The following is a 10,010-nucleotide window of genomic DNA, read 5'->3' on the forward strand; positions in this document are numbered from 1 at the left end:
CAAACTCCAAACTTATGATAATAGGAATTCTCAGAGAAGCGGCAAGCGAAAACAGGGTAGCCATGCTTCCCGGCGAAGTTGCCGCATTAAAAAAGATGGGTGTTGAAGTGATGGTTGAACATGGTGCAGGTGAAAGAGCTTATGCAGGCGACAGCTCCTATGAGGAGGCCGGGGCTTCCGTGGCTGCACGGAAAGAAGTGATCAGCAATGCCTCCATGCTTCTCTCGGTAAATCCCCCTCTTGACGACAATGTCAGCTCATTCAGCGAAGGCCAGGTACTCTGTACCGTTCTTGCCCCGGTTGAGAACAGTGAGTGGCTTGAAAAGGTGAGGCTCCGGGGATTGACAGTGCTGGCCCTGGACCTTGTACCCAGGACTACCAGGGCTCAGTCGATGGATATCCTTTCATCGATGGCTACAGTATCGGGGTATAAAGCTGTTGTGGAAGCAGCCACTCTGTTACCGCGGTTTTTTCCCATGTTCATGGCGAAGAGTAGCACCATGTCCCCAAAAATCACCGGGCGGATCGGCCGCCTTGTCCGCAGGCACGGGCGGCAGATTGCCGCATCCATACACACCCTTTAAGGAGGGCGTCATGCAAGAAAAAAAACCATCCATGGACTACAACACGGACAATATTCCGAAAGTTCTGCCTATCCTTCCGCTGTACGATGCGACCCTGTTCCCAAAAATGGTGTTGCCATTGGTGGTGATGAAAGGTGAATCGGTCCACCTGATCGATGAGGCCATGGCCAAGGACCGCATGATCGGTCTGCTTGTGGCCAAGAAGCAGGAGAACGTAAGGCCGGACCCCGAAAACGGAGACCTGGCCACGGTTGGCACGGCCGCCATGATCCTGAAGATGGCCAAGACCGAGGACAACCGGGCCCAACTGCTGGTCCAGGGCCTGAGCCGCTTTCGTGTCAAGGCATTCCAGAAGGGGAAGTCCTACCTGGTGGCCGAAGTGGAGCACTTCACCGATATCGACCACACCGACAATGAAACCGAAGCTCTCAAGGCCAACCTCAACAAACAGTTCGGCCGAATCGTGCAGCTGTCCCCGGGCCTTCCCCAGGAGATGGGATCCATGGCCGCCTCCATCAGGGAGCCAGGCACCCTGGCGGACATGGTGGCCTCAACAATCAACGCCACCCCGGAAGAAAAACAGCTCATTTTGGAGATTCAGGACTCCACCAAGCGTCTCAAGGCCGTCACCAAGCTGGTTCACCATCAGCTGGAAATTCTGGAGCTGGGCAACAAGATCCAATCCCAGGTCAAGGGGGACATGGACAAGCGCCAGCGGGAGTACTACCTGCGCCAGCAGCTCAAAGCCATCAAAGAGGAGTTGGGCGAAACCGATGAGGCCACGGTTGAAATAGAGGAATACCGGGCCAAGATCACGGAAAAGAAACTGCCCGAAGAGGCGGCCAAGGAGGCCGAACGCGAACTGGAGCGCCTCACGCGCATGCACCCCTCTTCTGCCGAGTACACGGTGGCCATGACCTACCTGGACTGGCTCACTGAGCTGCCCTGGAACGAAGCCACCGAGGACAGACTGGATATCAAGACGGCCCGCAAGGTGCTGGACGAAGACCATTTCGGCCTGGAAAAGCCCAAACGTCGGATCATCGAGTACCTGGCCGTGAGAAAACTCAAACCCGACTCCAAAGGCCCCATTCTCTGCTTTGTCGGCCCACCCGGCACCGGCAAGACATCGCTGGGCAACTCCATCGCCCGGGCCCTGGGGCGCAAGTTTCACCGCATCTCCCTGGGCGGCGTGCGCGACGAGGCGGAGATTCGGGGACATCGGCGTACTTACGTGGGCGCACTGCCGGGCCGAATTATCCAGGGACTGCGGCGGGCAGGCTCAAACAACCCCATTTTCATGCTCGATGAGATCGACAAGGTGGGCTCTGATTTCCGCGGAGACCCTTCCTCGGCCCTGCTGGAGGTGCTGGACCCCGAACAGAATTTCTCTTTTTCCGACCACTACCTGGACGTGCCTTTCGACCTGTCGAAGGTCATGTTCATCACCACGGCCAACGTGCTGGACACCATCCCCTCAGCCCTGCGCGACCGCATGGAGGTTATCCAGCTGCTGGGCTATACGGAAGATGAAAAAGTCAGCATCGCCGCGCGCTACCTGATTCCCCGCCAGCGGGACGCCCATGGCCTCAAGGCCAAACAGATAAACATCACCGCCGGGGCGGTGCGGCGCATCATCGCCGGCTACACCCGCGAAGCCGGTCTGCGGAATCTGGAACGGGAAATCGCCACCATCTGCCGGGGTGTGGCTGCCGGCATCGCCGAGGGCAAGATCAAAAAGGCTGCCATCAAGGTGGCCAATGTGGCCGAATACCTGGGGCCTGTCAAACTTCAGGCGGAAGCCAAGGCCCGCATGTCAACCCCCGGAGTGGCCATGGGCCTGGCCTGGACCCCCTTCGGCGGCGACCTGCTGTTCATTGAAGCCACGGCCATGAAGGGAAAAAAGGGTCTAACCCTCACCGGCCAGCTGGGAGACGTCATGAAGGAATCGGCCACGGCAGCCCTGAGCTTCATCCGCGCCAACGCCAAAAAATTGGGCATTGATGAAAATTTCTTCGACGAACACGACATTCACGTGCATGTGCCTGCCGGCGCCATTCCCAAGGACGGCCCGTCGGCCGGGGTCACCATGCTCACGGCCCTGGTGTCGCTGCTGAAAAACAAGACCATCCAAAAGGACCTGGCCATGACCGGCGAGATCACCCTGCGGGGCCAGGTGCTCCCCGTGGGCGGTGTCAAGGAAAAGGTACTGGCCGCCCACCGGGCAGGCATCAGAACCATTTTATTACCCAAGTGGAACGAAAAGGACCTGGTGGACATTCCCCAGAAAGTGCGCGAAGATATCAAGTTTCATTTCATGGAAAAAATGATCGATGTACTCAAAATCGCCCTGATGCAGTAACGAAATTGAAAGACAAGGATCCACGCCATTGCGGATAAAAACGATTTTTCGCGGCAGCCACAAGGTGGGCCAGGATGCACGGCGATGGCTGCCGCCCCTGTTTGGCGCTGCGCTGTTGCTACTCCAGGCCTGCGCATCTTCGCCTCCGCCACCACCTGCGCCCCCAGGCCAACCCAAACCTTACCGGGTATACGGCACCTGGTATAAGCCCATACCCGACGCCAAGGATTTTTCACAGCAGGGCATCGCCTCCTGGTATGGTCAGAAGTTCCATGGACGCAAGACCTCCAGCGGTGAAATCTACGACATGTACGCCATGACCGCCGCCCACAAGACCCTGCCCCTGGGAACCTGGGTACAGGTACGGGGACTGGACAACGGCAAACAGGTTGTCGTCCGGATCAACGACCGGGGTCCCTTTGTCCATGGACGAATCATTGATCTATCCTACACCGCCGCCCAGCAGATGGACATGGTTGGCGCCGGTACGGCACGGGTTGAAGTTGTGGCCCTGGGCGAACGCCGCCAGACGACCACGGGCCCGACGTTCGTTCCGGTGGACTACTACAGCGGTGCCTTCACTTTCCAGGTGGGGGCCTTTTCCAACCGGGACAATGCGGAGCGACTGCGGGCCAAACTGGACACGACTTTCGCCAATGCGCACGTCACTGCCTATGATCGCGGTGATGCCGTCTTCTACCGGGTTCGCGTGGGCCGTTGCAACGATCTCGAAAGCGCCGAGAAATACGAGCGGCATCTGTCCGACAACGGCTATCCCGATGCCTTTATTGTCGCTGAATAGGGACTGAGGACTGAAAATGTTCCCCAAAAACCCAAAAAGCAAGCTGAATGGTGTCATATCGTCGCATGCACCCCTGCCTCCTTGGACCCTTCTCCATCACCCATGAACCAGCAGCGATCCCCTATCGTGAACCCATGCGGAACCGTATTTCTGGACCGCGACGGCGTCATCAACATGGACTCCTCCGATTACATCAAGTGCTGGGCGGAGTTTTTTTTTATCCCGGGCAGCCTGGACGCCATCGCCCGCCTCACCCGCAACGGCTATGCGGTCATCGTCATCACCAACCAATCGGCCGTCAACCGCCGTATGATTACCCTGCCCGAGCTGGAAACGATTCACCGCAGGCTGTGTCGGTCCGCCTGCAAGAGCGGTGGACGGATCACGGACATCTTCTTCTGCCCTCACCGGCCGGATGAAAACTGCGCTTGCCGCAAGCCTAAACCGGGGATGATTCTGGCTGCCCGCAAGCGCTACGGAATTGACCTTGCCGGCGCCGTCATGGTGGGCGACAGCGTCAAGGATATCCTGGCCGGCCAGGCCGCCGGCTGCGGGCGGACCGTGCTGGTGAAAACCGGCAACGGGATGTCCGCGGTCCATTCCCTTGAAGAAATCGGCCGCCCCCCCGATCACGTGGCCGCCGACCTGGATCGGGCGGTCGGCTGGATCCTGGACTTGCATGCCTAACAGACGATGCCCATGACGCCCACCCCGCAAATCACCCTGGCCGGCCGCATCGAGCGGATCACCTACCACAATGGCGAGAATCACTTCACCATCGCCCGGCTGTGTACAGACGAAAACCAACGCAGCATTACCATCAAGGGCACCATGCCCGACCCCAGGGTTGGAGAATCCATAGAAATCCAGGGCCAATGGGAAAGCCATGCCCGCTATGGGCAGCAACTGGCCTTCACCACCTTCAAGGGGCTTTTGCCGGCCACGGTGGACGGCATCCGCAGCTACCTGGAATCGGGCTTCATCAGGGGCGTCGGCCCCAGGCTGGTCGAACGGATCATTGGCCATTTCAAGGCCGATACCCTGACGGTGATTGAAACCCGTCCGGAACGGCTCACGGAGGTGGCCGGGATCGGCAAAAAAACCGCCCGGCGCATCGCCTCGGCCTGGAGCTCCCATCACGCAGCCAGACAGCTGATCCGTTTTCTGGAGGAGGCCGGCGTGGATACGGCCTACGCCGCACGCCTGCTGCGCGCGTACGGCTCGGATGTCATCGACATTCTGTGCAACGATCCCTACCGTGTGGCCGAAGATATTCCCCGGATTGGTTTTCGCATTGCCGACGCCATCGTCAGGCACGCGGACACGCCGGTGGATGAGATGGGTAGAGCCAGGGCCTGTCTGCTGCACCTGCTCGAGCAGGCTGTGGATCAGGGGCACGCCTACATCGCCCGGGACCAGCTCTTCGACCAGTGCCGGGAGGATTTCGATGTGGGGTCAGAAGCCGGTACAGCCGCCCTGGACCATCTGGTTCAAGCCGGTGAACTGGTGGTGACGGAAGACAGCCATGCGACGGCTTCACCCCTGGTCTTTCCCAGACTGCTCCACCAGGCCGAATCCGTCATTGCCCGCCGCATCCTGGCCATGCAGTCCATTTCCCCGGCCGAGGCCCCGCCGGACAAACGGCTGATTACCGAGGAAGTGCTCAGGAAGCTGTCCATCACCCTCTCCAGGCAGCAGCAAGAGATCCTGTCCCAAATACTCACCCACAAGGTGTCGGTGATCACCGGTGGCCCCGGCACCGGCAAAACCACGTTGATCCGCTCCATCACCGCAGTTGTTGAGAAACTGGGCCACCGCGTATTGCTGGCAACCCCCACGGGACGGGCCGCCCGGCGGCTGGCCGAGGTTACCGGCCGCCCGGCGGCCACCCTGCACAAGGCCCTGGGATACAACCTGGCCGACGGACAGTTCGAACGCGGCGAAGACGACCCGCTGGCGGCAGATGTGGTCATCGTGGATGAAGCCTCCATGGTGGACACGCTGCTTATGGCCCACCTGATCAGGGCCGTGCCGGTGACCGCCACCCTCATCCTGGTGGGAGACGTATTCCAGCTGCCGTCGGTGGGGCCGGGAAATGTGCTGGCGGACCTGATCGGTTCCCGCAGGATCATGACCTACGCGCTCACCGAGATCTTCCGTCAGGACGAGCAGAGCGCCATCGTGGTCAACGCCCATCGGATTCGCAACGGCCAGTTGCCGGTCATGACGCCGCCCGACGATCCGGATGCACTGTCCGAATTCTACTTCATGGAACAGGCCGACCCCGAACGGGTGGTGGAAACGGTGGTCAAGCTCTGCCGTCTGGAGATCCCGCGTCACTTCAGACTGGACCCCGTGCGCGACATTCAGGTGCTCACGCCCATGCATCGCGGCCCAGTGGGCACGCTCAACCTGAATCGGGTGCTCCAGGGGGCCCTGAATCCTGGCGGTGAGCAGGTCGAGGTCATGGGCAGCCGCTTCAAAGTGGGCGACAAAGTAATGCACCTGCGCAACAACTATCGCAAGGAAGTGTTCAACGGGGACATCGGCATCATGGACAGCATCGATTTGCAAAAGCAATGCGCCGAAGTTGACTACGATGGCCGCAAGGTACCCTACGCCTTCGTAGAGCTGGACGAGTTGAGCCTGGCCTATGCCATCTCCGTGCACAAATCCCAGGGATCGGAATACCCGGCGGTGGTGATTCCCCTGCTCATCCAGCACTACATCATGCTCCAGCGCAATCTGCTTTACACCGCGCTGAGCCGCGGCAAACAGCTGGTGGTCATGGTGGGCACAACCAAAGCACTGAACGTGGCCCTGAAGAACGATCGGCCCCGCCAGCGGCGCTCCATGCTAGCCCGGCGCCTGAGCCCGGAACTGCCGGAAGACGGCGACGTGAGGACGGATTTCTGAGATCAAAGATTGGTAGATGACCGCTCCGGGGTGAGTGGCAAACGGGTCAGGACGCGTCGGGATCGGATGATTCCGACGATACGGGAAACTTGAAAAAACTGATGCCTTCGGCTTTGAGGGTCGCTTCCTCAGTGGATGTGCTGAAGCCGCGGATGTTGCGGGGTTCGCTGACGCCATAATGCATTTTCAGCGCCTCTCGGGCAAAATCGGCACCCACATTGTCGAAATTTTTTTCCACATAGTCGGCGATCTGTTGGCTTAGCACCGCCAGGTCGCCTTTAGCACCGGATTTTGGGGGTACCGTGCCGCTTGCCCCCTTGATGGCAAAGGTGGAGGGCATTTTGGAAACAGCCGTCTCCTCACAGATCGGGCAGGCGATCAGCCCCTGCTTTTTCTGCCGGTCAAATGACCGGCTGTCTTCAAACCAGCCTTCAAACCGGTGGCCGTTGCAGCATTGTAGGTCGTACGCTATCATTAACCCATCACCTGCCTGTTTCTGTTACACTTTTTGAATTATCACAGGGCTATCACTTTGAAAAGAAATTATTGACAGATGCTTCTCTTTCAACTCAAAATGAACCCATTTTTTTCCAGCGCTGGAAACAACCCCAATAAAATGGAGTGTGCTTGGTTATGAAAAACCTGAACGCGTGGTTCTGGATGTTTCTGATTGGCCTTCTGATCCTGCCGGCCGCGAGTATCGCGGAAACTGTTTACGTCTCCGACCACTTTGAAATTCCCTTGCGGACCGGTCCAGGCGCTGACCGTAAGATCATCTCCCTGCCCCAAAGCGGTACCGCGCTGGAAATGGTGGAAAAAGGTGAAGAGTGGTCCCAGGTGCGCGAATCCAACGGCCGGGAAGGCTGGGCGCTCAACCGCTATCTCTCCACCAGCCCGCCCAGTGCCATGCTGCTGGAACAGGTCCGGCAGGACTACGACGTGCTGACCGCCAAATTCAAGGACCTGCAGGAACGCTTCAACGAACTCGAATCCCAGAAAAAATCGACCGATGCCGATCTTGCCCAGAACCGCCGGAACCGGGACGAACTCAGCACCGCTTACGAAACCCTGAAGAAGGAATCCTCCGATTTCTTAAAGCTCAAGCAGCGTCACCAGGAGGTGACCGCCGAACTGGAAGCGGAAAAAACCCGCAGTGCCAAACTGGACGATGAAAACATGCAGATGAAACGCAACCGCATCATCCAGTGGGTGCTCACCGGTGGCGGCATCATGCTGGTCGGTTTTTTCATCGGTCTCTTCAGCTCAAGCCGACGCAAGGCCAGAACCTCCCTGTATTAGCCTATCCGGCCCCCTGCCCCCCCAGGCAACGCAGGGTCGATCGATGGGAATTTGGATTTCCACTGACCGCCTGGCTGCTTTGAAAGATGACGAATGGACACGCGGACTGATTTCCTGATTATCGGCAGCGGCATTGCCGGCTTGATGGTTGCCCTTAAGGTTGCTGCGTCTCACACGGTGGCCATCGTCACCAAAAAACGGGCCGTGGACAGCAATACCAACCTGGCCCAGGGGGGTATTGCCTCCGTCTTCGACGGGCGGGACTCCTTCGATCTGCATATCCGGGACACCCTGGATGCCGGAGACGGCCTGTGCAATCCCGACGTGGTCCGCCTGGTGGTGACCGGCGGTCCGGAACGGATCCGGGAATTGATGGAAATCGGCATCCACTTCAACACCGCAGAAGACGGTCCGCCGGAAAACGGCAGCAAGGCTTTTGATCTAGGCCGGGAAGGCGGCCACTCACGCAACCGCATCGTCCACGCCCACGACATGACCGGCCGTGAAGTGGAGCGGGTGCTGCTGGAGCGGGCCCGTCAGCACGAAAATATCCGCTTTTTCGAAAACCACATGGCCGTCGACCTGATCACCTTCTCCACCCGCATCAAGCGCGGCCTGGTCACCACCACCCACGAAGACTACTGCTGCGGCGCCTACGTACTGGACCGCCGGTCAAACCGGGTCAAGACCTTCGGCGCCGCCATCACGGTGCTGGCCACCGGGGGCGCCGGCAAAGTCTATCTGTACACCAGCAATCCGGACATCGCCACCGGCGACGGCATCGCCATGGGCTACCGGGCCGGCGCCACCGTAGCCAACCTTGAGTTCGTCCAGTTTCATCCCACCTGCCTATTCCATCCGGCGGCCAAAAACTTTCTCATTTCCGAGGCGGTTCGCGGGGAAGGCGGCCGCCTCATGGATGCCGACGGAAATTCGTTCATGCAGCGCTACGATCCCCAAAAGGACCTGGCCTGCCGGGACGTGGTGGCCCGTGCCATCGACACGGAACTCAAGCGCACTGGACGGGAGAGCGTGTTTCTGGACATCACCCACCGGCCGGCGGCCTTCGTCACGAGCCGATTTCCCAACCTGGTTGAGAAGTGCCTGACTTTCGGCATCGACATGACCCGGGAACCGATCCCCGTCGTACCGGCCGCCCACTACATGTGCGGCGGCGTGGTCACCGACATGCTGGGGCGCACCGACCTCAACCGCCTCTACGCCGTGGGCGAAACCGCCTGCACCGGCCTGCACGGCGCCAACCGCCTGGCCAGCAACTCCCTGCTGGAGGCGCTGGTCTACGCCGATACCGCCGCCCGGCAGGCGGTTCAGGATCTGGCCGCCAACCCCAACGGCGCCTTCCCGGAACTCCCCGGCTGGGACGACGTGGGCACCGCGGACAGCGACGAGCAGATCATGGTCGCCCACAACTGGGACGAAATCCGGCGCCTCATGTGGAACTATGTGGGCATCGTGCGCTCGGACAAACGCCTGGCCCGGGCCCAGCGCCGCATCGACACCATCCAGAATGAGATCCGGGAGTACTACTGGAATTTCAAAGTCTCGCCGGACCTCATCGAACTGCGCAACATCGCCACCGTGGCCGAGTTGATCATCAAGTGCGCCGCCCACCGCAAGGAGAGCCGCGGCCTGCATTACAACATCGGTTATCCGAAAAGGGATGATCGCCGCTGGAAGAAAGACACGGTGATCCGCCGGGAGATTGTGGGGTAGTCGGGAGGCATGATGTTTAAAGAATTCGAACTGAGCCCAAGACAACGTGAGACCGTTGCCACTGCGATGACGCTTGGAGCAGTGTTGTTGCTTTTGGCGGTTTTCAGCGCGATCGTGTGGGGACTGACGCACTTTGTCGGCGCTTTTCAGAATGTATTGCTGCCCCCCGTGGTTGCGGGTATCCTGACGATGCTGTTGCGGCCGTATTACAGCTGGCTGGTCAAGGTCTGCCGCGGATCCCAGGCCGGGGGCCTGGTTCTGTTTTTTCTTTCCGCGCTCATTCCCCTGGGAGTCTTTATCGGGTTCGCCGGCG

At 59.6% G+C, this 10,010-nt stretch carries 8 protein-coding genes and 1 pseudogene; 8 read left to right on the forward strand and 1 reads right to left on the reverse strand.

Annotation, left to right across the window (positions count from 1 at the left end; translation table 11 throughout):
* From R6V78_RS02750 to R6V78_RS02770, 5 genes and pseudogenes are all read left to right on the forward strand, one after another.
* Nucleotides 1-584 (forward strand): annotated as a pseudogene (locus tag R6V78_RS02750) (hypothetical protein); the annotation flags it as partial.
* A gap of 10 nt (nt 585-594) precedes the next feature.
* Entirely contained in the window at nt 595-2,946 is a 2,352-nt protein-coding gene (gene lon, locus R6V78_RS02755; RefSeq protein ID WP_410287795.1) for an endopeptidase La, read from the forward strand.
* Between the two features lie 28 nt (nt 2,947-2,974).
* Nucleotides 2,975-3,748 (forward strand): septal ring lytic transglycosylase RlpA family protein, encoded by a 774-nt coding sequence (locus R6V78_RS02760; protein WP_410287796.1) that lies wholly within the window; start codon nt 2,975-2,977, stop codon nt 3,746-3,748.
* Between the two features lie 126 nt (nt 3,749-3,874).
* Nucleotides 3,875-4,435 carry a D-glycero-beta-D-manno-heptose 1,7-bisphosphate 7-phosphatase gene (gmhB, locus tag R6V78_RS02765; RefSeq protein ID WP_410287797.1) on the forward strand — a complete coding sequence of 187 codons (561 nt, stop codon included), beginning with the start codon at nt 3,875-3,877 and terminating at the stop codon, nt 4,433-4,435.
* A gap of 12 nt (nt 4,436-4,447) precedes the next feature.
* Entirely contained in the window at nt 4,448-6,664 is a 2,217-nt protein-coding gene (locus R6V78_RS02770; RefSeq protein ID WP_410287798.1) for an ATP-dependent RecD-like DNA helicase, read from the forward strand.
* A gap of 46 nt (nt 6,665-6,710) precedes the next feature.
* On the opposite strand, the gene R6V78_RS02775 is transcribed toward R6V78_RS02770, so the two are convergent.
* On the reverse strand, nt 6,711-7,139 hold the full coding sequence (locus R6V78_RS02775; RefSeq protein ID WP_410287799.1) for a DUF1178 family protein: 429 nt from the start codon (nt 7,137-7,139) through the stop codon (nt 6,711-6,713).
* 158 nt (nt 7,140-7,297) lie between these two features.
* Between R6V78_RS02775 and R6V78_RS02780 the strand changes: the two genes are divergently transcribed.
* The 3 genes from R6V78_RS02780 to R6V78_RS02790 all read left to right on the forward strand — a co-directional run.
* A complete protein-coding gene (locus R6V78_RS02780) occupies nt 7,298-7,963 on the forward strand; it encodes a TIGR04211 family SH3 domain-containing protein (protein WP_410287800.1) in 666 nt (221 codons plus the stop codon).
* 93 nt (nt 7,964-8,056) lie between these two features.
* Nucleotides 8,057-9,697 carry an L-aspartate oxidase gene (gene nadB / locus R6V78_RS02785; RefSeq protein WP_410287801.1) on the forward strand — a complete coding sequence of 547 codons (1,641 nt, stop codon included), beginning with the start codon at nt 8,057-8,059 and terminating at the stop codon, nt 9,695-9,697.
* 12 nt (nt 9,698-9,709) lie between these two features.
* Nucleotides 9,710-10,010 (forward strand): hypothetical protein (locus R6V78_RS02790; protein ID WP_410287802.1); only part of this gene is annotated, 301 nt, incomplete at its 3' end.

The organism is Desulfosarcina sp. (assembly GCF_046496365.1).
Taxonomy (GTDB): domain Bacteria; phylum Desulfobacterota; class Desulfobacteria; order Desulfobacterales; family Desulfosarcinaceae; genus Desulfosarcina.

Excerpts from the sequence above, each read along its gene's own strand:
- lon (WP_410287795.1), top strand. The coding sequence starts at position 595 with ATGCAAGAAAAAAAACCATCCATGGACTACAACACGGACAATATTCCG.
- R6V78_RS02770 (WP_410287798.1), top strand. The coding sequence starts at position 4,448 with ATGACGCCCACCCCGCAAATCACCCTGGCCGGCCGCATCGAGCGGATC.
- R6V78_RS02775 (WP_410287799.1), bottom strand. The coding sequence starts at position 7,139 with ATGATAGCGTACGACCTACAATGCTGCAACGGCCACCGGTTTGAAGGC.
- R6V78_RS02780 (WP_410287800.1), top strand. The coding sequence starts at position 7,298 with ATGAAAAACCTGAACGCGTGGTTCTGGATGTTTCTGATTGGCCTTCTG.
- nadB (WP_410287801.1), top strand. The coding sequence starts at position 8,057 with ATGGACACGCGGACTGATTTCCTGATTATCGGCAGCGGCATTGCCGGC.